Raw genomic sequence first — 22,539 nt, 5'->3', positions numbered from 1 at the left:
GTCGGCCCCCGAACTGTCAGGTTTTAGCGCCCCTGTTCCATAAAGCCACCGCGAGGCCCACCGCCACCGTGTCCTCCACCGCCGCCATGTCCTCCTCCCCAGCCACCGCCCGGAGGTGGGAACAGGCATCCGCTTAATGCTGCAACCAGCGCAATGATACTTACCGCTTTAATGACACGAATCATGTGAATCCCTCGTACAACAGTGAATAACAACTGGCGCTGATAGTAAGCGTCGCGTATGCCCCTCACAATGCAGAATTCTCTGGTTCCGGGGCCTTTTTACCCGGCGTAACGACGCTTAACGTTTTCCTGTTGGTTTCCCGCTACAACCCTGCGCGCAGCGAGCTATTTACAGATTTTCTTTACCCGTAAATGTTGCGACCAGCATCGCATTCCACACTCTTTTTCCTTTACTTCATTCCGTTTCCGCATCAATGTGAGCGCATAACATTTATAAGGAATCTGGCATGACCGACTCTGCACAACTCACCCTGCAACAGCGACTTTCTCAGCGTCACTGGGAAAACCCGGCGGTCACGCAACTCAACCGTCTGCCCGCTCATCCGCCTTTTTCCAGCTGGCGCGACAGCGATGCTGCACGGGACGATCGTGCCAGTCAGAGTATTCAGTCACTGAACGGAGAGTGGCGCTTTAGCTATTTCACTCGCCCGGAAGCGGTACCTGATGAGTGGGTGGTTGCCGATCTGCCCCTGGCTGATCGCTTAACCGTTCCGGCGAACTGGCAGCTGGCGGGGTATGACGCCCCAATCTATACCAACGTGCAGTACCCCATTCCGGTTGATCCTCCGCGTGTTCCTGCCGATAACCCCACGGGATGTTACTCGCTCACATTCGAATGTCAGCCTGAGTGGCTGGCGACGGGACAGACGCGAATCATTTTTGACGGCGTGAACTCTGCCTTTTATCTGTGGTGCAACGGCGAGTTTATCGGTTACTCGCAGGATAGCCGTCTGCCGGCAGAGTTTGACCTCAGTACCAGCCTGCATGAGGGTGAAAACCGCATTGCGGTGTTGGTGCTGCGCTGGTGTGACGGCAGCTATCTGGAAGATCAGGATATGTGGCGCATGAGCGGGATTTTCCGTGATGTCTGCCTGCTGCATAAACCGACCGTACAGCTGTGTGATGTCCAAATTGAGACCGTTCTCAGCCCGGAATATCGTTCTGCACAATTAAACATCCTGGCGCTCACCTCACTGATGGACGCCAGCGATTATCAGCTCCAGGTAACGCTGTGGCGTGAAGGTCAGGAAATCGCGCATCATCATCAGCCATTTGGCACGCCAGTTATCGACGAGCGCGGTCGTTATCTCGACCGCACCCGACTGACATTGCATGTTGACCGGCCCTTGCTGTGGAGTGCCGAAACACCTTATCTTTATCGCGTTGTCGTTTCCCTACTGGATGCCAGCGGTACGCTGATTGAAGCAGAAGCGTATGACGTCGGCTTCCGCAAGATCGAAGTGAGTGGCGGCCTGCTGAAACTCAACGGCAAAGCGCTACTGATCCGCGGGACTAACCGCCATGAACATCACCCGGACTTCGGCCAGGTGGTCGATGAAGCCACCATGATCACTGATATCCTGCTGATGAAGCAGCATAACTTTAATGCGGTGCGCTGCTCACATTATCCAAACCATCCATTGTGGTATCGCCTGTGCGACCGTTTTGGTCTGTATGTAGTGGATGAGGCGAATATCGAAACCCATGGAATGCAACCGATGAACCGACTGTCGGATGATCCATCATGGTTTAACGCCTTCAGCGAACGCGTCATCCGCATGGTGCAGCGCGATCGTAACCACGCCTGCATTATCATCTGGTCACTGGGCAACGAATCCGGCCATGGCAGCACCCATGATGCACTCTATCGCTGGATCAAGAGCCAGGATCCGAGCCGTCCGGTGCAGTACGAAGGCGGAGGGGCCGATACCGCCGCGACCGATATTATCTGTCCGATGTATGCCCGCGTCGATCAGGATCAACCCTTCGATGCTGTGCCAAAATGGTCAATTAAAAAATGGATCGGCCTGCCGGAAGAAAACAGACCGCTGATCCTGTGTGAATATGCGCACGCCATGGGCAACAGTTTTGGCGGTTTTGATCGCTACTGGCAGGCTTTCCGCCAGTTCCCTCGCCTGCAGGGCGGTTTTGTCTGGGACTGGGTCGACCAGAGCCTGACGCGCCTGGACGAAAACGGTGAGCGATTCCAGGCTTATGGCGGTGACTTTGGCGACACACCCAACGATCGTCAGTTCTGTATGAATGGGCTGGTGTTTGCGGACCGCACGCCTCATCCGGCACTGTTTGAAGCCCAGCGCGCCCAGCAGTTCTTCCAGTTTGAACTGACCAGCACTGCGCCATTAACCGTACGTATCGCCAGCGAATACCTGTTCCGCCACAGCGACAATGAACATTTGCACTGGCGTATTGAGCATCAGGGAAAATCAGTAGCAGAGGGACAACATACGCTGGATATCGCCCCGGAAGGCAGCATTGAATTAACGCTGGGCGCTCTGCCCTCGCTGACAGGGGAGCTGTGGCTGCGGGTTGAGGTGATTCAACCTCTCGCCACCGACTGGTCACCTGCGGGTCAGCGTGTAGCATGGGATGGCTGGCGTCTGCCTGCGGCCCTGGCTCTCCCTGAACCGCAAACCGCGGGGGAAATGCCACAACTGAGCCAGGAGCTGCAGTGGATTGAGGTTCGTCGTGGGGAACAATGCTGGCAATTCTGCCGCCAAAGCGGTGAACTGGTACAGTGGCTGAACGGCAGTGAACCCCAGTTACTCTCTCCGCTACGCGACCTCTTTGCCCGCGCCCCCATTGATAATGATATCGGCATCAGCGAAGTGACACGTATCGATCCGCACGCATGGGTAGAACGCTGGAAGCGAGCAGGCCATTATCAGCTGGAAAGTCAGTTGCTGCGTTTGCAAGCCGATGCGCTGAGTGATGGCGTGCAGATCAGAACAGAGCACGCCTGGTTGTCTGCCGGAGAGTTACGTTTCCTCAGCCGTAAATGCTATCGGATTGATCAGCAGGGCGTAATGCATATTGAAGTTGAAGTGGACATTGCCGCCGGACAGCCGGAACCTGCACGTATTGGCCTGCGCTGCCAGCTGGCAGAAGTGGCAGGCAGTGCAAGCTGGTTGGGCCTTGGCCCACACGAAAACTATCCTGACCGTCAACTGGCCGCCGAGTTTTCCCGCTGGCAGTTACCGCTTGACCAATTGAGCACGCCGTATGTCTTCCCGGGTGAAAATGGCCTGCGCGGTGGCACTCAGCAGTTGACCTACGGTCACTGGCGGCTCAACGGTGAGTTCCACTTCTCACTCAGCCGTCACAGCCTGGAACAGCTGCGGGAGACTTCACACCGTCACCTGCTCCGTGACGAACCTGGGTGCTGGCTGATTGTTGATGGCTATCATATGGGCGTTGGTGGTGATGATTCCTGGAGCCCGAGCGTCAGCCCGGACTTCCTGTTGTCTGAACGCCAGTATCGTTACCAGATGAGTATGTCGCTCGCCCGCTAGACCTTCCCATCCCGGCGCAGCACTGCAGTGCGCCGGGACTGACGATAAACCCAAATCAGTTGCACGCTGTTCACCAGGACCACCGCCGCCGTCGCGGCAAATACCCAGCGAAAACCGCCGACAGCTGAGATAGCCGACCCCATCAGTGGCCCGATGACGTTACCGAGGTACATAAAGGACTGGTTATAGCCAAAAATACGCCCGGTCACCTGGTCACTGGAATAGCGCAGCAGCAGCGTCTGCACCGCTGGCATCATCGCACCATCGGCGAAGCCGAGCAGGAAACGGAATATCCCTAGCTCCACGGCACTGTCTGCCCACGACATCCCCACAAACAGCACCACGGAAAAAATCAGCGCTGCAAACAAAATACGTTCGGCACCTATTCGGTCACCGAGCTTGCCCAGCGTTGGCGCTGAGAGCAGCGCGGACACACCGGGGATAGCAGCAACCATTCCGCTGACAAAAGCAATATTCTGTACGTTCGGCTCCAGTTCACGCACAAACAGCGTCAAAATGGGGCTAATCGAACCATTACATAACTGGATCACCAGCGTGGTAACAAACAGGCTGATCACTAATCCCGGGCGACTGAGGGTATGAAATACCATGCTGCCACTGAGCTTGTCCTCTTTCTTCACCCGTGGCGGGCCGCCCTCTTTAATCAGAAACAAGGTGATGAGGAAACTGATCAGCAGCAGCCCGGAGGTGATCAGGAAGACCGCCTGTAGCCCAACCCAGTCAGCCAGCAGCCCCCCCATCAACGGCCCCATAATAACACCGCAGATCTGCGCGGTACTGACCATACTCAGCGCCCAGCCACTGCGTTCACGCGGTACCTGTGCAGCGACCAGCGCCATTGCATTGGGGATATAACCGGAAGTCAGCCCCATCAGCGCCCGCAGGGCCAGAAGCTGCCACACGTTGGTGACGAAAGCCTGCGACAGGATCACCACCCCCATTCCCAGAGAAGCACGCAGCAGCATCAGCTTGCGGCCTTTACGGTCAGCAAGACTGCCCCACATGGGCGAGACAATGGCGGAAACGAGGAAGGTGATGCTGAAGATCAGACCTGACCATAATGTCAGTGCGCTGGGATCCGTAACGCCCAGTTGCTCAACGTACAGCGGGAGAAACGGGATAATCTGGCTGATGGCCAGCCCGGTAAATAAACAACCGAACCAGACCGAGATGAGGTTAACTTTCCAGGATTCCATCGTGCTGTGCGTATAACCTGTCGCGGAGAACTGAGAGGCGAGTGTAACAACACTCACTTGAGCCGTCAGGTTATTCTCGGTATGCGTCTGATAAAAAGTGTGAGCAAAATGGACGGCCGACATTCAAACGCAAAAAACCCGCCATAAGGCGGGTTTTTTGATTTCGTTTCGTATGATTCAGGTTTAACGCTGTATCGTACTAACGAACATTCACTATCTTACAGAGCAGTTACGTTAGCAGCTGCTGGGCCTTTCTGGCCATTTTCGATAGTGAAAGATACTTTCTGACCTTCTTCCAGCGTCTTGAAGCCGCCGTTCTGGATTGCAGAGAAATGTACGAATACATCTTTGCTGCCGTCAGTTGGGGAAATGAAGCCGAAACCTTTCTCAGCGTTGAACCATTTTACTAAACCAGTCATTGACATGGGTCTTTCCTTCAAAATTGTAGTAAGCCACAGTGGGCACAGGGTTTGTCAACAGGGGTTACTATGAGGCACTCAGAAGGAAGTCAGGAAGAAGCTTAGGCTAACGCTTGAACTGAAGACTGCTTTACTAAAATTGCTCGCATACGTGGGTCTGTATCAAAACCGACACGAGCATTTACTCATAACCCAGGCCTGAGTACAAGTGCTGCAATAATAAAAACGAGATAAAAAACACAATTAATTGATTTTAAACAAAAAATATTTTTAACTTTTTGTTTACCTCAACAGAACTCGTACCTCTCATGCTGATTTCCATCCGGGCTTTTTACCACGCAGAGTCAATTCTTCCTGTTGTAATTCAGTTACGCTTCGCATCACAGTGGGTATGATGCATCATGGCCTACTCCCCCCTATTTAATTGCATGCAAGGATCCCAGCAATGTTAGAACTGATGAAAGCCATTAGCCTTGGCCTGGTGGTACTGCTGCCTCTGGCAAACCCACTCACTACGGTGGCGCTGTTCCTGGGACTGGCAGGTGACATGAATTATCAGGAACGCAACCGCCAGGCCGCGCAGGCCTCACTCTATGTATTTCTCATTATGGCCATCGCCTATTACGCAGGAAATGTAGTGATGGATACCTTTGGGATTTCCATCCCAGGTTTGCGTATTGCGGGTGGCCTGATTGTGGCGTTTCTGGGTTTCCGCATGTTATTCCCGCAGCAGCACATCGAGCACTCGGTGGAAGCTGAGCATAAAAAGGACGAGTTGAGCGAACATAAAGCGGTGAATATTGCGTTTGTCCCGCTGGCGATGCCCAGCACTGCGGGTCCTGGAACCATTGCCATGATCATCAGTAGCGCCTCAACAATCCATAATGGCAGCACATTTTCCCCCTGGGTGATAACTGCGGCGCCACCGCTGGTCTTTGCTGCCGTCAGCCTTATTCTCTGGGGATGTCTGCGCAGTTCTGGTGCGATCATGCGTCTTGTCGGTAAAGGCGGTATTGAAGCTATTTCTCGTCTGATGGGCTTTTTGCTGGTGTGTATGGGGGTGCAGTTTATGATTAATGGCATCCTGGAAGTCATCAGCACTTACCACAGCTTGCCGATTTCGTGATAACAACCGTAAAAAAAAACCGTTTGTGACTGGCGATCCCGCACGCGCCATCTAGAGTAATTAATAATCTTACCTGTTTATTTTCCAGGCAACTGGCGGACTGTTGTTCTGACAGTCTGGTTCAATGCCGATGACGTTATTATCTCACCCTTCAGTGGCCATGTGGCCACAGATGGCGCGTTTGTGGAGGTTAGCCATGAGTCAGCCACTACCCGGCGCCGGACGCGCCATCACCGATTATTTTAATAGTCCGTCATTTCATGCACCGAAAGAGAGTGAATTGCTGGAAGCGATCATGCAGGAGTTGATGCAATCAGGCAGGACGCCCAGTAATAAAGCCATTATTGCGAATGTGATTGAGCGTCTGGAACGGGAAGTCGACGAATCCGTACTGGAAGGATATCGCAACCTGCTGGCACAGATTTTGGAAGGCACGGGATAGCATTATTCATGCATGGCATCGCAGGCAAAAAAAATCCCGCACAGGGCGGGAGAAGACGAGCATTGCATATTTTCAGAGTGACGAGGAGATCACTTTTCAGCTGCCTTACCCTACCCCACTGAAGTTGCAGCAAGATGACAGCCCGCAGTCTCGACCCGTAATTCATTATTCCCTATACGAATGTTTACACGCCAGGCGATTGCCATTCGTCATGGCCTCGTTAAGATAAGCGCCGTACGCAGGCGGAGACGGGCAATGCGCAACTGGCACAACACACTGATAAACCAATTTAAGAAGGTCAGCTTTTATCTGCTGCTTCCCCTGTTATCACTGATTTTATTTATTCGTCTGATAGATGGTATTCGTGCCCCGGATCTTCCCGCTGATATTGCCGGACAAATGTTGCATACCATTGACGGTCAGAACCTGACGCTGGCGGAGCTCAGTGAGAAAACCCCGTTACTGGTCTGGTTCTGGGACCGCTGGTGTGGAACCTGTCATGACACCCTCCCACTACTGATGAATCTGAATGACAAACGGACCCGTGTACTGACTATTGCCAATCGCTCAGGTGGCGACATCAATATTGTACGTTACCTGAATGGACAACATCTGACGCTACCGGTCGTCAATGATCGCAACGGTGAGCTGGCCGCGAGCTGGGGAGTGACGACAACGCCAACATTGTTGATCGTGGCAAAAGGGGAAGTGGTGGGGACGACCAGCGGCTGGACCAGCTCAGTCGGCATTGGTTTACGACTCTGGTGGGTAAGAAAGTGGCACTACTGACGGAGGGCGACCGTATCATCAGGCCGCCCGCACTGGACGGGATAGCGATTTCAACCACAGTTACCCGCAGTAAACCTTGCTGATCGCGCCCTGCTTATCACCCAGGAAATTGATTCGATTAAGATTAAAGTCCATTGTCACTGCAGAGTTGTAGGGGATGGCACGCACCGCGTGTTCAAAACGGAGAGATTCAATGGCCGACAGCGGTTTACCCACATACTGCTGATACTGTGATGCACCACACTGGTCCATCGCCGGATCGACCGGCGTTGCTGCCACCGTTTTTTCACTGGCCGACTGACAACCCGACAACGCCATTAGTGCGGCAATCACGGTTATTTTCCCATAATGTTTCACGGTTATTTCTCCTTTCAAAGCATAGATAAAACGACAATGCCTTTGAAAGGTTAACAGATTATACCGTTATTGCGCAGCCAGATTTGCCCATGAGACATTGTGCTTTGCCCGTATCAGGCGCACACCCTGTTTATAAAGAAATTCATCATTGGCTATAATTTTAGGACTAATCCTTACAGAGGAGCGTCCTGTGGAACTCGTTATCTTTGTCGCCTTTGCAGTCTTCATGACTCTGGTTGCAGTCAGAGTCCGTTAACCCTCTGCCCGCGCTTCTGCCTCACTCAGGAGCGCGTAAAATTATCCTGCCCCGCTGCCTTAATATCGGTAATGATAGGAAACTATTTAGATATTTTGATGTAAATCGCCATAACTGGCGTCTCTCGACAGCCTATGTCGTGCTTGCTAACATCGCACTCCTTGAGACGCTAACGAGCCTTACGACCATGACACCATCGACCGACCGGGTCAGCCACACCCTGCTTTGTGCAGGCGTATTTATGGTCTGGTATGCCATTACGGTGATGGTCAGCAGTTTTCCTCATTTCGAGATGCTGAAAAGTCGCGGCCTGCTGATGCCGATCCTCTGCCTGCTGGAGTTCGCCGCCCTCGTGCCGCTTTATCGCTGGTATCAGCAGCATCATAAGGATATTCCTCTGGGCAAGCTGAAACTGCGCCAGATGCTGTTATTTACGGGTCTGTTGCTGGCGGTGATTGCCAGCCAGTCACTCTATCTGCGCCAGGAGGGCTGGATCGGCGAGCAGCTCAGCCATAGCGATCTGACCCTGGTATGGTTTGCCTTTGCGGTGGTGATACTGGCTCCGGTATTTGAAGAGATCCTGTTTCGCGGTTTTATCCTGCAGGCATTCCTGCTGTGGGCGCCGCGCCAGCGCATCGCCTGTGCTCTGCTGGCCTCGATTATTTTCTCCGCGATGCACACCCAGTACGCCCATCTGCAAACCGTGATTGCCCTGATGGTGCTTTCGCTACTGCTGTGCGCCGCACGCATGGTATCCGGTGGTCTGAAACTGCCGATTTTTCTGCATATGCTTAACAATCTGCTGAGTATCGCTCCGTTGCTGTGGCAAATGTTCAGCCAGCCATGATGCCTGGTACACATTAGTTCTATAACCGTTTCCTTCAACTTATAACTTTCAGGCATAACGATAGCGAATAATCTACTATTGTTCTTATCCCCTGTTCCCTTACACTCGCGAAAAACGTCACTTCAGGAAACGTCATGAAAATTGCAGTCCCTTCTGTTATCGCCCTGGCACTGGCAGCATCGTTTGCTGCGTCGGCTGCGACCCCTGCTGACACACTGGTGATCGCCCAGTCTATTGATGATGCAAAAAGCTTCGATCCGGCCGACGGCTTTGAACTGACCTCCGTACAGGCTTTCACCAACCTTTATCAGCGCCTGGTGCAGTCTGACCCGCAAAACCCGATTGACCTGAAACCAACGCTGGCCAGCAGTTGGACACCGGGCAGCGATAACCGCAGCATGACCTTTACTTTGCGCGAAGGGGCAAAATTTGCCTCCGGCAACCCGCTGCGCCCTGAAGATGTGATCTTCTCACTGTCACGCGTTGTTAAACTGAACCTTGATCCGTCCTTTATTCTGACTCAGCTTGGCTGGACCAAAGAGAACGTTGACGCCCAGTTCAAGAAAATCGACGATACCCATGTGCAGATCAGCTGGAGCGCAGACGTCAGCCCGACCTACGTTCTGAGCCTGCTGGCAGCGCCAGTCTCCTCTATCGTTGACGAAAAAACCGTGATGGCGCACGAACAGAAAGGCGATTTCGGCAACAAATGGCTGGCACTGAATTCCGCAGGCAGTGGCCCGTATCAGATCCGTAAATATATTCCGCATGAAGTGGTGTTATTCAGCGCGAACCCGACCTCTCCGGCCGGCGCACCGAAGCTGAAGAATGTGTTAATCAAAAACGTACCGGAGCCCGCGGCACGCCGCCTGCTGTTGGAACAGGGGGATGCCGATATCGCGCGTAACCTGGGTGCCGATCAAATGGCCTCTCTGAAAGATAAGCCGGGTGTGAAAACCCTCGCGGTGCCGATGGCTTCCCTGTATTACATTCAGTTCAATATTGATGCCAACCCGGCGCTGAAAAACCCGGCATTGTGGGAAGCATCGCGTTACCTGTTCGACTATAAAGGCATTGCCAACGACCTGCTGAAAGGCCAGTTCCAGGTACATCAGTCTTTCCTGCCGGAAGGTTTCCTCGGTGCGTTGAACGAAAACCCGTACAGCTACGACCCGGAAAAAGCCAAAGCCATTCTGAAGAAAGCAGGCCTGAGCAACGTCAGCTTTAAGCTGGCCGTCAGCAACCAGCCACCGTACCTGGATATTGCCCAGGCCTTGCAGGCCAGCTTCGCTAAAGGTGGCGTGAAAGTTGAAGTCCAGCCTGGCATCAGTTCTGAAGTGGCTACCCGCGTGAAATCACACCAGTACGAATCCACGCTGAACGCCTGGGGTGCCGACTATTTCGATCCGAACACCAATGCCGCCGCCTTTGCCTACAACCCGGAAGACGGTAGCAAAACGCTGGCATGGCGCTCTAACTGGCACATCCCGGAACTGAGCAAGCAGACGCTGGCGGCCACGGCAGAAACCGACAAAGCGAAGCGCGTTGAACTGTATGAAAAAATGCAGCGCGAAGTGCAGAAAAACTCACCGTATGTCATCGGTATGCAGGCCCGTAATCTGGTGGCATTGCGCGATAATCTGAAAGGCTACGTGCAGGGGATTAATCCGGATATGGTTTACTACAGCCAGGTCACCAAGTAATGGCAGCAGCCGAAAACAATGCCGGGCCTTCTGCCCGGCTTTTCTGGCGTCGCAGCGGTGGGGCACTCGGTGCCCTGCTTTCGCTGGTGGTGACATTGCTCGGACTGCTGGTTTTCACTTTTGCGTTGTCCCATCTTTCCCCGGTTGATCCGGTGCTGCAAATTGCCGGCGATCACGCCAGCGAATCGACCTATGCCCAGGTGCGTGCCAGTCTCGGGCTGGACCAGCCAGTACCAGTGCAATTCTGGCACTATCTGGAACATTTAGTCCGTGGCGATCTCGGTATTTCCAGCATCACCAATCAGCCGGTGGCCAGCGATCTGCTGCGTACCTTCCCTGCCACGATTGAGCTGGCCACCTGCGCGATGATCTTTGGCGCGGTGTTTGGCATCCTGCTGGCCCTGCTGGCCGCATGGAAACCCGGCAGCGTGCTGGATAACGTAGCCCGTATGATCTCCCTGCTCGGTTATTCGGTGCCGGTATTCTGGCTCGGCCTGCTGGGTCTGTTGCTGTTTTACGCCGTGCTGCACTGGTCTGCCGGGCCAGGCCGTCTGGATGATATCTGGATTTATACCCTTGAACCGAAAACCGGGCTGGTGCTGATTGACAGCTGGCTCTCCGGGGATATGGAGATGTTCCGCAACGCCATTGCCCACCTGTGGCTGCCCGTGGTGGTGCTTGGCCTGCTATCGATGGCAACCATTACCCGTCTGCTGCGCGCAGCGTTGCTGGAAGAAAGCAGTAAAGAGTATGTCACTCTGGCCCGCGCTAAAGGCGCCAGCCGTGGACGCATTCTGCTGCTGCATATTTTTCCTAACGTACGTGGCACGCTGATCACAGTGCTGGCGCTCTCTTACGCTACCCTGCTGGAAGGCTCCGTGCTGACGGAAACCGTCTTCGCCTGGCCTGGCGTCGGGCGCTACATGACCACGGCGCTGTTCGCCTCCGATACCCCGGCGATCCTCGGCTCCACCCTGCTGATTGGCAGCTGCTTTATTGCCATCAATGCACTGGCCGATGCGTTAACCTATCTGACCGACCCGAGAACACGATGACGCAATCTCTCTCTGATGCTGAAAGCGTTAAACCGCGCACGCGGCGACCACGTCGTCATATCACATTGACCCTCGGGCTGAGCCTGGTGGGTCTGCTGATTTTTGCTGCGCTGTTTGCCCCGCTGCTGGCCCCGTTTGATCCTAACGCCCAGGAAATGGGCATACGTCTGATGCCGCCGTCCGCCAGCCACTGGCTGGGCACGGACGGTTTTGGCCGCGATCTGCTTTCCCGGGTGATTTATGGTGCCCGTCCTACGCTGCTGCTGGTCTCGCTGATCCTGGTGCTGACCATCCCCGTTGGCATGCTTATTGGTATCAGCGCCGGTTATCTTGGCGGCTGGAGTGAGCGTGTACTGATGCGCATCACTGATATTTTTCTGTCACTGCCCAATCTGGTCATTGCACTGGCACTGGTCGCCATGATGGGGCCTGGGTTGATGAACGGCGCGCTGGCGCTGGCACTCACCAGTTGGCCGCCATTTGCGCGCCAGGCGCGAGCTGAAACGCTGGCACTGCGCCGCAGCGACTACCTTGCCGCCGCGCGCATGCAGGGAATTAATGGTCTGCGTCTGATGTTTGGTCATATTTTACCGCTCTGCCTGCCCACCGCCGTGGTACGTGCAGCCCTCAGCCTCGGCGGGATTATTCTCTCGGCGGCGGGCCTGGGTTTCCTTGGGATGGGCATTCAGCCCCCGACCGCAGAATGGGGTTCGATGGTCGCCGAAGGCAGTAAAGTGATTTTTGACCAGTGGTGGGTCGCCGCCGTTCCCGGTGGTGCGATTCTGTTTGCCAGCCTGGCATTTAACCTGACAGGCGATGGCCTGCGTGACCGACTGGATACCCGAAATGGCAACTGATTCTTCTGCACCCATCGTGGCAGACGGTTTGACGATCCGCAGCGCTGACGGTACGGCGCTGGTGAAAAATATCAGCTTTACGCTCGGCCGTGAACGCGTGGCGCTGGTCGGGGAATCCGGTTCCGGCAAATCCCTGACCGCGCGTGCACTGATGGGGCTGCTGGCTCCCTCTCTCCAGGTACAGGCGAATACCCTGAGCATCGCCGGAGAAAACGCCCTGACGCTGAACGAACGGCGCTGGAGCCAGTTGCGCGGTAGCCAGCTTGGCATGGTGATGCAGGACCCGAAATATGCCCTGAATCCGCTGCGCACCATCGGCTGGCAGGTGGCAGAACCGCTTAAGCTACACGGCCGTTTCAGCCGGGCTGAAATCAAAGAGAAAGTCTGCGACATGCTGGATGCCGTGGGCCTGCCGCAGCCCGCAGAACAGATGAAGCGTTACCCACACCAGCTCTCGGGGGGGATGGGTCAGCGTGTGATGCTGGCAATGGCACTGATCGCAGAACCGCGTTTTCTGATTGCTGATGAACCCACTTCCGCGCTCGATCACGCCATGCGCGACCAGGTACTCAGGCTGATCCGCAATCTGGTCGAACAACGTGACATGGGACTGCTGCTGATCAGCCACGATCTGCAACAGGTTTCCGAACATTGTGAGCGTGTGATGGTGATGTATCAGGGCGAAGTGCTCGACCAGCTGGCGGCAGCTGAATTACCGCATGCCACGCATCCTTACACCCGTACGCTGTGGTCCTGTCGTCCGAATAGATCGACCCGGGGTCAACCCCTTCCTGTGCTGGATCGCGCGGCGCTGACACAGGGGCAACAGCATGATTGAGTTATCCCAACTGAGCGTGGCTCACAAACAGGGCTACGACCTGCGTACCGTGGTGCATGACGTCACGCTGTCAGTCAATCCGGGCGAATGCTTTGGCCTCGTGGGTCCCTCCGGCTGTGGCAAATCCTCACTGCTTTGGGTCATGGCCGGTCTGAACCCGCACTGGCAGGGTGAGATGCTGCTTGCAGGCCATCAGGCGCTGCCGGGTAAGCCGTTTACCGGGCAACTCCGGCGCGACGTGCAGATGGTGTTTCAAGACCCTTACGCCTCCCTGCACCCGCGTCATCGCCTGCGCCGCACCCTGGCAGAGCCGCTGAAACTGATTAAAGCGGATAATATTAATGACCGTATCGATCAGGGTTTCCGTCACGTTGGGCTGGATCCGGCACTGGCCGATCGCTACCCGCATCAGCTTTCGGGCGGCCAGCGTCAGCGCGTTGCGATTGTGCGTGCCTTGCTGCTTGAGCCGAAAATTCTGCTGCTGGATGAGCCCACCTCAGCGTTGGATATGTCGGTGCAGGCGGAGATCCTCAACCTGCTGAATCAGCTTAAACAGCAGGACAATCTGACGATGGTGCTGGTCAGTCACGATCCTGACGTGATCGACCACATGTGTGACCGTGCCGTACAGATGGATCAGGGCCGCATCGTCGGTTAAAGCAGGTTGTGTTTTTAACAGCTAACCATAGTCAGATCTGGCATTTCTGATCCACACATATACGCCTATAGTCCTGATATCTCTCCCGATTCAGGACTCCATCATGCGCAAGATCCTTCCTTTGTTCGTCGCCAGTACGCTGGCATTGACCTATGGCACTCAGGCTGCCACCCCGGCCGATACGCTGGTGGTGGCCATCTCGCTCGACGGGATTATCAGCTTTGATCCCGCGGAAAGTTTTGAAACCGTCAGTAACAGCAGTCTGCGCAACGTCTACCAAACGCTGGTCTCCCCGGAGATCCGCCATGAACGTAATCTGGTCCCGGAACTCGCCAGCAAATGGGAAGCAGGTAGCACCGAACATAGTCTGCTGTTTACGCTCACCGCCGGGAAACAATTTGCCAGCGGTAATCCGGTCACCAGCGACGATGTGATTTACTCGCTAACGCGTGCGGTGAAACTCAACAAAACGCCGGTCTTTATTCTGGGTGAGTTTGGCTGGACCCCGGAAAATATTGATGCGCAGTTTACCAGGAAGAGCGATACGCAGTTTGAGCTCCGTTGGCAGTCAGCCATTGGCCGCGACCTTGCACTGCGCCTGCTGACCTCTGCCGTCGCTTCAACGGTCGACAGCAAACTGGTGAAACAACACGTCAGCCAGCAGGATTACGGTAATAACTGGCTGAGGACACATTCGGCAGGCAGTGGCCCTTATGCCATCAGCAAGTACGTGCCGCAGCAGGCGCTGGTGCTCGAACAGAATCCCAACGCACAGCCAGCCCCGCATCTGAAACGCGTGCTGCTGAAGAGCGTCGCCGATGCTGGTTCACGCAGACTGTTGCTGGAAAAGGGCGATGCCGATGTGGCGTACGATCTGGGCGCAGATCAGTTTGCCACGCTGAAAAAACAAACCAATGTGCGCGTTGCCAGCTATCCCTCTGCACTGATTTACTACCTCGGTTTCAATACCCAGGATAAACAACAACCCGCGCTGGGTAACCCGGCACTGTGGCAGGCCGCACGCTGGCTGGTCGATTACAATAGCCTGTCCACGCAGCTGTTAAAGGGGCAGTATCAAACGCATCAGGCCTTTCTCCCTGCCGGCTTTGACGGCGCGCTGACTGATCAACCCTTCCACTACGATGTGGCAAAAGCTAAAGCGATTCTGGCGAAGGGTGGGATCAAGCCCGGCACCCGCTTCTCTCTGACCATTATCAATCAGCCACCGTACAGTGACGTGGCGCAGGCGTTGCAGGCCAGCTTTGCCAAAGCGGATATCCAGATTGATATCCAGCCCGTGGCAGAGTCTGAACTCTGGGGAAAAATGCGCGGACGTAACTTCCAGTCCATCTTTATCTACTGGGGTGCGGATTACGTTGATGCTAACAGCAACGCCAGCACCTTCGCCTACAACGTCGAAGGCGGGCCGAAAACACTGGCCTGGCGCGTCGGCTGGTCTATTCCTGAGCTGAGTGCCAAAACACGTGCTGCCGCCGCAGAGAGCGACGTGAAAAAACGCACGGCGCTTTATCAGGAACTGCAAACCGACATCCAGCAAAACTCGCCGTATGTGGTGTCATTACAGGGGCAGAAACAGGTGGGGCTGGGCAACAATATCCAGGGCGACTATCAGGGGGTGGGCAACAGCCTGCTCTATTTCGATCGGGTCAGTAAAAAGTAGTGCATTTCAGCTACGGGCCCTGCCCGTAGCTGAACGTCTGTTTATCTGAAAACGTGTCTCAGGAAATCGCGGAGTCAGACGCGTGCTTATGTTTTTCAGCTTCAAAATGCGTCTTAAACTGCTCATAGATCGAGATCATATTGGCCGCATCGCCCTGCAACGGGCTCAATTTCCCGGCGCGAACCAGTTCAATCACCAATTGTAAGGCAGCCTGCTTCGGGCTGTTGGACGGGTGTGCAATTTCATTCGACATATCAAATTCCGCTAAACCAGTGAAAAAAGGCACTTTAGCAAGTTTGAACGTCTTGCGTCATCCTTTTTGCCGATCGATACAAACCACCAAACCTATGCAATGAAAATATTCTTGTACAAGTTTAACGAGACAGGTACAGTAGCCCTGTAACGAATCATGCATTTGCATGGCCTCAGGAAGTGTTGCTGGGTTTCCCACTTCCCGAGGCTCATTTTTTTCCGCTTCTTTCTGCCGCTCCCCGCCTCGCTTGTCTTAATGTGCCAAAACCTCAATGAATTTGATTTAGGACAGGATGAACTCGTGTTTATAGGTTAAATTTTAATCACACGATTTGGATCAGGAGGGGATATGAAACGACAAGTTGTTGCCTCATCTGCAATTCACTCTGTCGGTTACGACGCTGACAAACGGATACTGGAAGTGGAATTACTCGGTCATGGGACGTCGACTTATCGCAATGTCCCGCTGACGACCTGGCATTTTTTTATGGCGGCTCCCTCTAAAGGCGCCTTCTTCTATAAACATATCAAGCATCAGTTTTTACAGCATTAATCGCTGTGTCTTCGCGCGGGAACGCAATTGTTTCCGCCATTACTTCAGATCCAGATAAAATAAGAGTATTCTCATAGAGAAGCGCCCCCATTAACACCGATATTGCCTCCGGTTTATGACAAGTTACGATCGTAGTGCGAAAAGGTCATGGTGACCTGCGCTTATTGGCGACGGCTTAAAACAGGCTAATGGAGGGCACGCTATGTCGCAATTTAGCGACAAAATAAAATTCACTGAACACTTCCCGCTATTTCTCTTGTTTGCGGGTTTGAGCCTTTTGACGCCTTTTTCCATGGCAGAGAAAACCGTTATTTCTTTATCGCAGGAGCAGGATGGCGGTGATGCGGGCCGGGCCTGTATCTATGTTCATCAGGGTAAAGCGGAGTTCCGCATCGTCAAACCGGGTGAGTCCTGCGCCCCGGAAATTACCATCAATAATCAACGTAGTTAAAACTACCGGGATTTTTGCGGGTAAAAACATCAGACTTGACCAGAGATATGTTACCTTTAAGACAGTGAATACCTGCAGATGCCATGCAGTGTAGCCCTCTGGCAAAGGAATCCGTTGTTTGAAAACCCTGAATATTAAACTGTTAACGCTCATCGCTACTTATCTGGTCATTCTGTTGCACACGGCGGCGATACCGTTCAGCACGTTTCATAGCGCCTGGTCAGTCGCGGTGATGTACGATGCGCTGGGGCGAATTTCATTTCCCTTATTTTTGCTGATCGCCGGTTATATCTCACTGAATAAAAATGAATCGTTGTTAAGCACGCTGAAAACTCGCGTGTTGAATTTGCTGTTACCCCTGATTGCCTGGACAGGCATTTATTTTATTTACGACCGCTTGATCAACGACAGCACCACCCCCTTCAGCTTGCTGAATCTGCTCAGCACCCCAGCCTACGAGCATTTGTGGTTTATCTATACCCTAATCCTGCTGTTCCTGGTGACGCCACTGCTGAATACGTTTATTCAAAACGGGAGCCAGAAGAGAATTAGCTACATTATTGCCGTCTGGTTTGCGCTGGCCTCCGTGTATATGTTATTTGATAACTTCAAAGAGACCGTACTGGAAAACCAGGTAGCACCCACGCCCAGCAATATCGACATGGTGGTTTATCTCTCCGGGTTTTATATTATTGGCGGGGTGGTTCGTCGTTATAAGCTGGCGCCCAAAGTCACCATTGCGGCGGTTATATTTATACTCAGCGCAGTATTAACGGCAGTGATGGGGTATTCGCTGTCGAAAAGCATTGGTCAGCCTAATGAAATTTTCTTGTTTTATTCAGCACCCACGATTGTCACGCTCGCATTGGCCTGCTTCTTTATGCTGCTGCATGCTCCTTTGCAGTTTTCACGGCGCGTCAATCTGATCATCCGCAATCTGGCCAGGCTCAGCGTAGGGGTTTACTTTGTGCATATGCTGGTACTGGAAACGCTAATGCGGTTGTGTCCCATCAGCTTTGATAACTATTCTTCGATACTGACGATCCCAGCCGTAGCGCTGGCCAGCTATCTGCTGTCTGTACTGCTCATCTCGTTGATAGACCGCGTTCCAGGGCTGAAACGTCTTATCTGATGCAATGACCGTTCAGGAGTTGCCTGAACGGCCGTTGTCGTCCGGTAGCAAACGTACCGTTTACAAGGCGAGTATCAGAACCTCGCCTCCGCAAATTTGTGCGGTTGATTGATGGCCCTGCGGGCAATCCAGTAGAGTAAAATACGTTCGTCATCCTGATCCTGATCGGCCATCGCCAGCAGCTTTAAGCCCAGCGTGGATTTATTAACCGGCTGCCCCGTAATACTCAGGTCAACCACGGCTTTACCGATGATAGTACACACTTCTTCTTCACTCGAAATCGGTACTGCTTCTTCAGTGCTCATCTTGTCCTCCTCTTGGGTTAAAGATTAAGCATAGCAAAGCTGCACCAATAACAAGCCAGAGTCAGATCAATCTCATTTAACGTCCACGTCTGGCCCAGGGTAACTGCGCCAGCGAATGGCCACGATAGACCCATGCCGGGGGCAAATTCGCCAGTACTCGTGTGCGATTCCAGGCGAAATACCCGGAGAGCAACGGCTCGCAAAGCGAGGTGTACTGGAACTGGATAAAGACGCCATTGGAACTCAGCTGTGAGGCCGCCTGCTGCAAAATACGATGACGTACCTCATGCGGCAGCGACAACAGCGGCAGGCCGGAAAAAATTGCATCAAATTCCCCACATAACGTCTCCGCTGATTCGCCACTCACCTGCAAACGCGCATCATCAAGTGCCGCCAGCCGTGGATGAAAACGTGGGTTCGTTTCAAACGTCAGCAGGCTGGCATCCGGGCGCATCCGGGTCAACAGATGACGGGTTAACACACCATCCCCTGCCCCCAGCTCTGCAATTCGCAGGCAGTGCTGCCAGTCCACGGCATCAGACATGGTTTTGCATAGTGCCTTAGACGAAGGGGCAATCGTGCCCGTTTTACGGGGGTCTGCAATAAACTCCTGGAGATACCCGGTTTTATTTTTGATATATGACAGTGCAGATAGCAACATAAACCCTCGCTTCAATACGGCAATCTTCAGTAGGCCATAACTGGCGTAACAAGTTCTTAAAAGCTGGGCTATTTGGCAAAAACCAGGATTAATCGCAAACTGCGCGGGCATCCAGGGAAGGGATAATGGCGCTAAGAGGATATTCTGAAAATAAGTGCGGTTTTCCAGTCACACGCGGCCACGTTTCACCGCCAGTATTAATCGTACTCAGCGCGAGAAAGTTCTCATCGCATTTTCGCCGCTGGGCTAATACCCACTATGACAGTATTGTGACGAAAAAACAGAACAGTTATGACTGGATCTTTTTTCCTGCCACTGCGACTGGAGTCTCGCTGAAACCGCTGTGAGATGCCCATATCACAACACAATAAATCTCATTATCCTTCTCTGGCAGCACCTGCTGTCTCCAGACCTTAGGATAATAAAATGAAATATGTTAAATCAGTTTTTCTGCTGGTATTACTGGCAGGCAGCGCCAACACCTGGGCCGTTACTGGGGCAGGTGAGGCAGCAGGTAGTAGCGCATCATCCATGTCAGATGGCACTTCAGATGCCGTCGGCGTGGGCGCAGTCGCTGCCCTGTTAGGCGTGGCTCTCGCGACTTCCGGCGGCGGTGATGGCTCCAATACCGGAACAACGACCACCACAACCTCTACCGTTTCACGTTAATTATTCTTTCACACAGCATGTAGAAAGCCGGTCTCATAAGGCTTTCAATGGCCCTGCGAACTCGCCGGGCCATTTCTGCAAATCACCCCACGTCCGGTAATGCATGTAACACCAGCTCAACCTGACGACACTCGGCACTGTTCAGCCCTAATAGCGGGCGTGGCAATACGGGCTGGCAAATCCCCAGAATATCTGCGGCGGCATACATCACACGCAGGCTACTCAGCGTCTGGAACAATTGCCACAACGGCGCCAGCTGCTGGTTGAGTTCTGCGACGCGCTCCCCCTCTCCCCCCTGCGCGGCACGGGTTAACGCCAGAGCCTGTTGCGGTAATAACCCTCCCAGCACGCTAAACCACACATCGCCCCCGGCCAGCAATGCCCCTGCAGCATGCCAGTCACCGCTGTAGCCGACGGCAAACGTTGTGGGAAACAACGCTCGCAGCTCCGCGACATCGTTCTCACGCATATCGGCCTGTCCGGGCTGCTTCAGTGCCTGTATCTGCGGCAATGTTGCCAGCCGCTGAAGCAAACCCTGCGTGAAGGTAAAGTGCGTCGTGCCAGGATTGTTATAGATACAAATGGGCAACTGACTGGACTGCGCCACAGCAGAATAGTGCTGGAAAACTTCCTCTTCACGCAGTGGCGTATAGGAAACCGGCGCCAGTAAAATCCCCTGAGCGCCGGCGCGTTCAGCATCCTCAGCCAACAGGCAGGCCTCATCGGTGCGCAGCGCCCCCGCGCTGCTAATCACCGGGATATCCGGGCCAAGACAGGCCACTGCGGCCTCAATGGATCGCTGCTTCTGTTCACGACTGAGATAAGCATACAACCCGGTACTCCCGAGCAACCCCACGGAATCGACCCCCGCCCGTTTCAGTCTGAGTAACAGTTTTTCCAGAGCAGGAATATCAACCACGCCAGACGAGTTTACAGGCGTGATGGGGAAAGCAGACAGTCCTTGGAACAGCATGATAAAAGCTCCTGAGGTTGCAGAGATGATGCGATAACAGCATGTAATAAAAACCCAAACAGCTCAGCACAAGCGGATTACACGCCCCTTAACTTGTCGCCTATACTCAATATCAGTCCCTGTTCGGTCAAAGGAGTGAGTGATGTTAATCGGCTTCGTATTACTCGTCAGTGCCTGTGGATATGATGCTTGTGACGCACTTCCGGTTTCCGAGCATATCTATCCCACCCGATACGCCTGTGAAGAGATGGCCGAGCGCATCCTGAAGCGCCGCCCCAATGTGGTGCTGCTGTGTGGGGAGGTTTATCGTTAGCTGTCTTCTGTTGATGCAGCTTCATCCACATAACGCGTCACCGCCAGCAGGCGGTTGACGTGGGTCAACAGTAAATCCACATCGGTTTGTAGAAAACCGTCGCCGCTGCGTGACGCGGTGAGTACCGCATTCTGGATATTTTCTGAGATCGAGGACGATCCCTCTTTGCCTGCGGTCAACAGCAGCGCGGCAATCAGCAGGGATTGCGCTTCAACCTGAGCTGTCAGCTCTTTCGTATCCACATCCATTTTGGCGAGCTTCATTAAAATATCGATGACCAGTTGCTTCATGTCGCTATTATCCTCATCAGATTATCCGTATGAAACTACCACTCTCCCCAATCCTGGTAAACAGGACAGACCGCAAGATAAGGCAAATGATTGCGATTTCCAGATAATCTCTCAGTGTGTGTTTTCGCCTTCATCTGATAGCGGAAAACCCACTCTGCTGCCAGGCTTCCCTGACACCCATTGAGGAGAAACTATGTTCCGCTTTATTTGCTCTTTGTTTTCCAGCCCGGAGTCCCTGTTGCAGGTGATGAGCCAACGTGATATTGCTGAGTCGATCGAAGAGGGTGAACGCATTCTGATTGATGAAGATGGCAGCGCGATGGTCAATTTTTCCAGTGCGGAAGTGCATGAAGACTTTGCCCGGCACGTTAATGCACTAAAGAGGGCCTGAGATGGGAACGGCAATCTTTATGGTGTTAATGGTCTGTGGTTACTGGTATACCAGCCGCGATCTCTCCACACGTTTCAAAATCAAACGTTCATTTGGCTGGGATGTCTACTTCCTGGTGGCGCTGTATGGCTGCATTTTTGTCCTGCAGGGCGTTCTGGCTACCGGACTGATCTGGTTACTGCTGCTGGCCGCCTCGGCAACCTTTAACGCCATTCCGTCACTGGCAGATGGCCAGCATCATCAGTGGCAAATCGAATTTATGACCTGGAGCTTTTTGGGCATTCAGGCCCCCGTGGTCATCATGCTCACCTTTGCCGTGGCCTTTTGCATTTACCGTTCAAGCTGGTCAGGTAGCGCCCGACTGGATAGCTCTGGCCGCAAAAGACTGTACAAGAAGCTCTCCCGCGCCAATGGCGTTGAGGGGTTGCTGTTTCAGTGCATGGAGGAAGGAGAGCTGGCCTGGATTACGCTGAAATCGCGGCGTATCTATATCGGCATGATCCACGCCGCCTCTTATGACAATGTCGCGACGGCCAATGTTGTGTTAATCCCGATGCTGAGTGGTTATCGCGATGGCAAAAACCTGAATTTATGCATTGAGCATAATTACAGCCGCTGGTATGCCGAACATGGCATTACGCTTGATTCAGAACCGAAATCGGCCATGGCCTTTCGCAAAGTGATCATGCTGGAGCAGATAGAAAGTCTGTCATTGTTTGATGAGGCCAGCGCCAGTGCGCTGGCACGCTAA

Annotated in this window: 27 protein-coding genes; 18 read left to right on the top strand and 9 right to left on the bottom strand. The window is 53.6% G+C overall.

All coding sequences use genetic code 11. The annotated features are described in order from the left end of the window. Positions 1 to 23: 23 nt before the first annotated feature. Positions 24 to 185 (bottom strand): hypothetical protein, encoded by a 162-nt coding sequence (locus WH279_RS08970; RefSeq protein ID WP_166653759.1) that lies wholly within the window; start codon positions 183 to 185, stop codon positions 24 to 26. A 284-nt stretch (positions 186 to 469) separates the two neighbouring features. Here WH279_RS08970 and WH279_RS08965 point away from each other — a divergent pair, with 284 nt between their 5' ends. Further along, entirely contained in the window at positions 470 to 3,553 is a 3,084-nt protein-coding gene (locus WH279_RS08965; protein ID WP_339455932.1) for a beta-galactosidase, read from the top strand. Here the strand turns inward: WH279_RS08965 and WH279_RS08960 are convergent. Both WH279_RS08960 and cspE read right to left on the bottom strand, forming a co-directional pair. Beyond that, positions 3,550 to 4,770, bottom strand: coding sequence for a multidrug efflux MFS transporter (locus WH279_RS08960; RefSeq protein ID WP_339456266.1), 1,221 nt, complete (start codon positions 4,768 to 4,770; stop codon positions 3,550 to 3,552). The two genes, WH279_RS08965 and WH279_RS08960, sit on opposite strands and share 4 nt — an antisense overlap. 218 nt (positions 4,771 to 4,988) lie before the next feature. Next, entirely contained in the window at positions 4,989 to 5,195 is a 207-nt protein-coding gene (cspE, locus tag WH279_RS08955; protein ID WP_133846254.1) for a transcription antiterminator/RNA stability regulator CspE, read from the bottom strand. A gap of 439 nt (positions 5,196 to 5,634) precedes the next feature. On the opposite strand from cspE, the gene WH279_RS08950 reads away from it, so the two are divergent. The 3 genes from WH279_RS08950 (at position 5,635) to WH279_RS08940 (ending at position 7,546) form a co-directional block, all read left to right on the top strand. After that, the gene (locus tag WH279_RS08950; RefSeq protein ID WP_200641315.1) at positions 5,635 to 6,315 is read left to right on the top strand and encodes a MarC family NAAT transporter; all 681 of its coding nucleotides are present in this window, start codon (positions 5,635 to 5,637) and stop codon (positions 6,313 to 6,315) included. A 196-nt stretch (positions 6,316 to 6,511) separates the two neighbouring features. Beyond that, positions 6,512 to 6,757, top strand: coding sequence for a biofilm development regulator YmgB/AriR family protein (locus WH279_RS08945; protein WP_339456264.1), 246 nt, complete (start codon positions 6,512 to 6,514; stop codon positions 6,755 to 6,757). Between the two features lie 255 nt (positions 6,758 to 7,012). Further along, positions 7,013 to 7,546 (top strand): redoxin family protein, encoded by a 534-nt coding sequence (locus WH279_RS08940; protein ID WP_234472208.1) that lies wholly within the window; start codon positions 7,013 to 7,015, stop codon positions 7,544 to 7,546. 60 nt (positions 7,547 to 7,606) lie between these two features. Here the strand turns inward: WH279_RS08940 and WH279_RS08935 are convergent, their stop codons facing one another. Further along, a complete protein-coding gene (locus tag WH279_RS08935) occupies positions 7,607 to 7,903 on the bottom strand; it encodes an I78 family peptidase inhibitor (protein ID WP_339455929.1) in 297 nt (98 codons plus the stop codon). Positions 7,904 to 8,346: 443 nt separating this feature from the next. Between WH279_RS08935 and WH279_RS08930 the strand changes: the two genes are divergently transcribed. The 7 genes from WH279_RS08930 to WH279_RS08900 all read left to right on the top strand — a co-directional run bounded on the left by WH279_RS08930 (position 8,347) and on the right by WH279_RS08900 (position 15,798). Next, positions 8,347 to 9,006, top strand: a complete 660-nt coding sequence (locus tag WH279_RS08930) for a CPBP family intramembrane glutamic endopeptidase (protein ID WP_133846250.1) — start codon at positions 8,347 to 8,349, stop codon at positions 9,004 to 9,006. 134 nt (positions 9,007 to 9,140) lie between these two features. Further along, positions 9,141 to 10,709: an ABC transporter substrate-binding protein gene (locus tag WH279_RS08925; RefSeq protein ID WP_339455928.1), complete on the top strand. Its 1,569-nt coding sequence runs from the start codon at positions 9,141 to 9,143 to the stop codon at positions 10,707 to 10,709. After that, entirely contained in the window at positions 10,709 to 11,764 is a 1,056-nt protein-coding gene (locus WH279_RS08920; protein ID WP_133846248.1) for an ABC transporter permease, read from the top strand. The genes WH279_RS08925 and WH279_RS08920 overlap by 1 nt, the downstream gene beginning before the upstream one ends. Then, positions 11,761 to 12,621, top strand: a complete 861-nt coding sequence (locus WH279_RS08915; RefSeq protein WP_133846247.1) for an ABC transporter permease — start codon at positions 11,761 to 11,763, stop codon at positions 12,619 to 12,621. The genes WH279_RS08920 and WH279_RS08915 overlap by 4 nt, the downstream gene beginning before the upstream one ends. Then, the gene (locus tag WH279_RS08910) at positions 12,611 to 13,459 is read left to right on the top strand and encodes an ABC transporter ATP-binding protein (protein ID WP_339455924.1); all 849 of its coding nucleotides are present in this window, start codon (positions 12,611 to 12,613) and stop codon (positions 13,457 to 13,459) included. The genes WH279_RS08915 and WH279_RS08910 overlap by 11 nt, the downstream gene beginning before the upstream one ends. Next, positions 13,452 to 14,117: an ABC transporter ATP-binding protein gene (locus WH279_RS08905; RefSeq protein WP_200641311.1), complete on the top strand. Its 666-nt coding sequence runs from the start codon at positions 13,452 to 13,454 to the stop codon at positions 14,115 to 14,117. The genes WH279_RS08910 and WH279_RS08905 overlap by 8 nt, the downstream gene beginning before the upstream one ends. Positions 14,118 to 14,220: 103 nt before the next feature. Then, on the top strand, positions 14,221 to 15,798 hold the full coding sequence (locus tag WH279_RS08900; RefSeq protein ID WP_339455919.1) for an ABC transporter substrate-binding protein: 1,578 nt from the start codon (positions 14,221 to 14,223) through the stop codon (positions 15,796 to 15,798). A gap of 58 nt (positions 15,799 to 15,856) precedes the next feature. On the opposite strand, the gene WH279_RS08895 is transcribed toward WH279_RS08900, so the two are convergent. After that, positions 15,857 to 16,051 carry a hypothetical protein gene (locus WH279_RS08895; RefSeq protein ID WP_133846243.1) on the bottom strand — a complete coding sequence of 65 codons (195 nt, stop codon included), beginning with the start codon at positions 16,049 to 16,051 and terminating at the stop codon, positions 15,857 to 15,859. Between the two features lie 348 nt (positions 16,052 to 16,399). Between WH279_RS08895 and WH279_RS08890 the strand changes: the two genes are divergently transcribed. From WH279_RS08890 to WH279_RS08880, 3 genes are all read left to right on the top strand, one after another. After that, entirely contained in the window at positions 16,400 to 16,603 is a 204-nt protein-coding gene (locus WH279_RS08890; protein WP_339455917.1) for a KTSC domain-containing protein, read from the top strand. 202 nt (positions 16,604 to 16,805) lie between these two features. Next, entirely contained in the window at positions 16,806 to 17,054 is a 249-nt protein-coding gene (locus WH279_RS08885) for a hypothetical protein (RefSeq protein WP_339455915.1), read from the top strand. Between the two features lie 118 nt (positions 17,055 to 17,172). Then, on the top strand, positions 17,173 to 18,186 hold the full coding sequence (locus WH279_RS08880; protein WP_339455913.1) for an acyltransferase: 1,014 nt from the start codon (positions 17,173 to 17,175) through the stop codon (positions 18,184 to 18,186). Between the two features lie 74 nt (positions 18,187 to 18,260). Here the strand turns inward: WH279_RS08880 and WH279_RS08875 are convergent, their stop codons facing one another. Further along, positions 18,261 to 18,491 carry a hypothetical protein gene (locus tag WH279_RS08875; RefSeq protein ID WP_133846239.1) on the bottom strand — a complete coding sequence of 77 codons (231 nt, stop codon included), beginning with the start codon at positions 18,489 to 18,491 and terminating at the stop codon, positions 18,261 to 18,263. A 76-nt stretch (positions 18,492 to 18,567) separates the two neighbouring features. Next, positions 18,568 to 19,149, bottom strand: coding sequence for a class I SAM-dependent methyltransferase (locus tag WH279_RS08870; protein ID WP_339456262.1), 582 nt, complete (start codon positions 19,147 to 19,149; stop codon positions 18,568 to 18,570). A 429-nt stretch (positions 19,150 to 19,578) separates the two neighbouring features. Here WH279_RS08870 and yjbE point away from each other — a divergent pair, with 429 nt between their 5' ends. Further along, entirely contained in the window at positions 19,579 to 19,821 is a 243-nt protein-coding gene (gene yjbE / locus WH279_RS08865; protein WP_133846238.1) for an exopolysaccharide production protein YjbE, read from the top strand. A gap of 82 nt (positions 19,822 to 19,903) precedes the next feature. Here yjbE and WH279_RS08860 read toward each other — a convergent pair whose 3' ends face one another. Beyond that, positions 19,904 to 20,794 carry a dihydrodipicolinate synthase family protein gene (locus tag WH279_RS08860; RefSeq protein WP_339455910.1) on the bottom strand — a complete coding sequence of 297 codons (891 nt, stop codon included), beginning with the start codon at positions 20,792 to 20,794 and terminating at the stop codon, positions 19,904 to 19,906. Between the two features lie 142 nt (positions 20,795 to 20,936). Between WH279_RS08860 and WH279_RS08855 the strand changes: the two genes are divergently transcribed. After that, positions 20,937 to 21,107, top strand: a complete 171-nt coding sequence (locus WH279_RS08855) for a hypothetical protein (RefSeq protein ID WP_200641307.1) — start codon at positions 20,937 to 20,939, stop codon at positions 21,105 to 21,107. Here WH279_RS08855 and iraP read toward each other — a convergent pair. After that, positions 21,104 to 21,397, bottom strand: coding sequence for an anti-adapter protein IraP (iraP, locus tag WH279_RS08850; RefSeq protein WP_339455907.1), 294 nt, complete (start codon positions 21,395 to 21,397; stop codon positions 21,104 to 21,106). The two genes, WH279_RS08855 and iraP, sit on opposite strands and share 4 nt — an antisense overlap. A gap of 193 nt (positions 21,398 to 21,590) precedes the next feature. Here iraP and WH279_RS08845 point away from each other — a divergent pair, with 193 nt between their 5' ends. After that, positions 21,591 to 21,788, top strand: a complete 198-nt coding sequence (locus WH279_RS08845; protein WP_339455905.1) for a hypothetical protein — start codon at positions 21,591 to 21,593, stop codon at positions 21,786 to 21,788. Between the two features lies 1 nt (position 21,789). Continuing rightward, positions 21,790 to 22,539, top strand: coding sequence for a hypothetical protein (locus WH279_RS08840; protein WP_339455903.1), 750 nt, complete (start codon positions 21,790 to 21,792; stop codon positions 22,537 to 22,539).

Origin of the sequence: Erwinia sp. MYb375 (assembly GCF_037479175.1) — a bacterium.
GTDB classification, from domain to species: Bacteria; Pseudomonadota; Gammaproteobacteria; order Enterobacterales; family Enterobacteriaceae; genus Erwinia; species Erwinia rhapontici.
This window is presented reverse-complemented; position numbering and strand designations above follow the sequence as displayed.

Bases quoted from the DNA above. Each gene is read 5' to 3' on its own strand.
- WH279_RS08970 (WP_166653759.1), bottom strand. From the start codon at position 185: ATGATTCGTGTCATTAAAGCGGTAAGTATCATTGCGCTGGTTGCAGCA.
- WH279_RS08965 (WP_339455932.1), top strand. From the start codon at position 470: ATGACCGACTCTGCACAACTCACCCTGCAACAGCGACTTTCTCAGCGT.
- WH279_RS08960 (WP_339456266.1), bottom strand. From the start codon at position 4,770: ATGGAATCCTGGAAAGTTAACCTCATCTCGGTCTGGTTCGGTTGTTTA.
- cspE (WP_133846254.1), bottom strand. From the start codon at position 5,195: ATGTCAATGACTGGTTTAGTAAAATGGTTCAACGCTGAGAAAGGTTTC.
- WH279_RS08950 (WP_200641315.1), top strand. From the start codon at position 5,635: ATGTTAGAACTGATGAAAGCCATTAGCCTTGGCCTGGTGGTACTGCTG.
- WH279_RS08945 (WP_339456264.1), top strand. From the start codon at position 6,512: ATGAGTCAGCCACTACCCGGCGCCGGACGCGCCATCACCGATTATTTT.
- WH279_RS08940 (WP_234472208.1), top strand. From the start codon at position 7,013: ATGCGCAACTGGCACAACACACTGATAAACCAATTTAAGAAGGTCAGC.
- WH279_RS08930 (WP_133846250.1), top strand. From the start codon at position 8,347: ATGACACCATCGACCGACCGGGTCAGCCACACCCTGCTTTGTGCAGGC.
- WH279_RS08925 (WP_339455928.1), top strand. From the start codon at position 9,141: ATGAAAATTGCAGTCCCTTCTGTTATCGCCCTGGCACTGGCAGCATCG.
- WH279_RS08920 (WP_133846248.1), top strand. From the start codon at position 10,709: ATGGCAGCAGCCGAAAACAATGCCGGGCCTTCTGCCCGGCTTTTCTGG.
- WH279_RS08915 (WP_133846247.1), top strand. From the start codon at position 11,761: ATGACGCAATCTCTCTCTGATGCTGAAAGCGTTAAACCGCGCACGCGG.
- WH279_RS08910 (WP_339455924.1), top strand. From the start codon at position 12,611: ATGGCAACTGATTCTTCTGCACCCATCGTGGCAGACGGTTTGACGATC.
- WH279_RS08905 (WP_200641311.1), top strand. From the start codon at position 13,452: ATGATTGAGTTATCCCAACTGAGCGTGGCTCACAAACAGGGCTACGAC.
- WH279_RS08900 (WP_339455919.1), top strand. From the start codon at position 14,221: ATGCGCAAGATCCTTCCTTTGTTCGTCGCCAGTACGCTGGCATTGACC.
- WH279_RS08895 (WP_133846243.1), bottom strand. From the start codon at position 16,051: ATGTCGAATGAAATTGCACACCCGTCCAACAGCCCGAAGCAGGCTGCC.
- WH279_RS08890 (WP_339455917.1), top strand. From the start codon at position 16,400: ATGAAACGACAAGTTGTTGCCTCATCTGCAATTCACTCTGTCGGTTAC.
- WH279_RS08885 (WP_339455915.1), top strand. From the start codon at position 16,806: ATGTCGCAATTTAGCGACAAAATAAAATTCACTGAACACTTCCCGCTA.
- WH279_RS08875 (WP_133846239.1), bottom strand. From the start codon at position 18,491: ATGAGCACTGAAGAAGCAGTACCGATTTCGAGTGAAGAAGAAGTGTGT.
- yjbE (WP_133846238.1), top strand. From the start codon at position 19,579: ATGAAATATGTTAAATCAGTTTTTCTGCTGGTATTACTGGCAGGCAGC.
- WH279_RS08860 (WP_339455910.1), bottom strand. From the start codon at position 20,794: ATGCTGTTCCAAGGACTGTCTGCTTTCCCCATCACGCCTGTAAACTCG.
- WH279_RS08855 (WP_200641307.1), top strand. From the start codon at position 20,937: ATGTTAATCGGCTTCGTATTACTCGTCAGTGCCTGTGGATATGATGCT.
- iraP (WP_339455907.1), bottom strand. From the start codon at position 21,397: ATGAAGCAACTGGTCATCGATATTTTAATGAAGCTCGCCAAAATGGAT.
- WH279_RS08845 (WP_339455905.1), top strand. From the start codon at position 21,591: ATGTTCCGCTTTATTTGCTCTTTGTTTTCCAGCCCGGAGTCCCTGTTG.
- WH279_RS08840 (WP_339455903.1), top strand. From the start codon at position 21,790: ATGGGAACGGCAATCTTTATGGTGTTAATGGTCTGTGGTTACTGGTAT.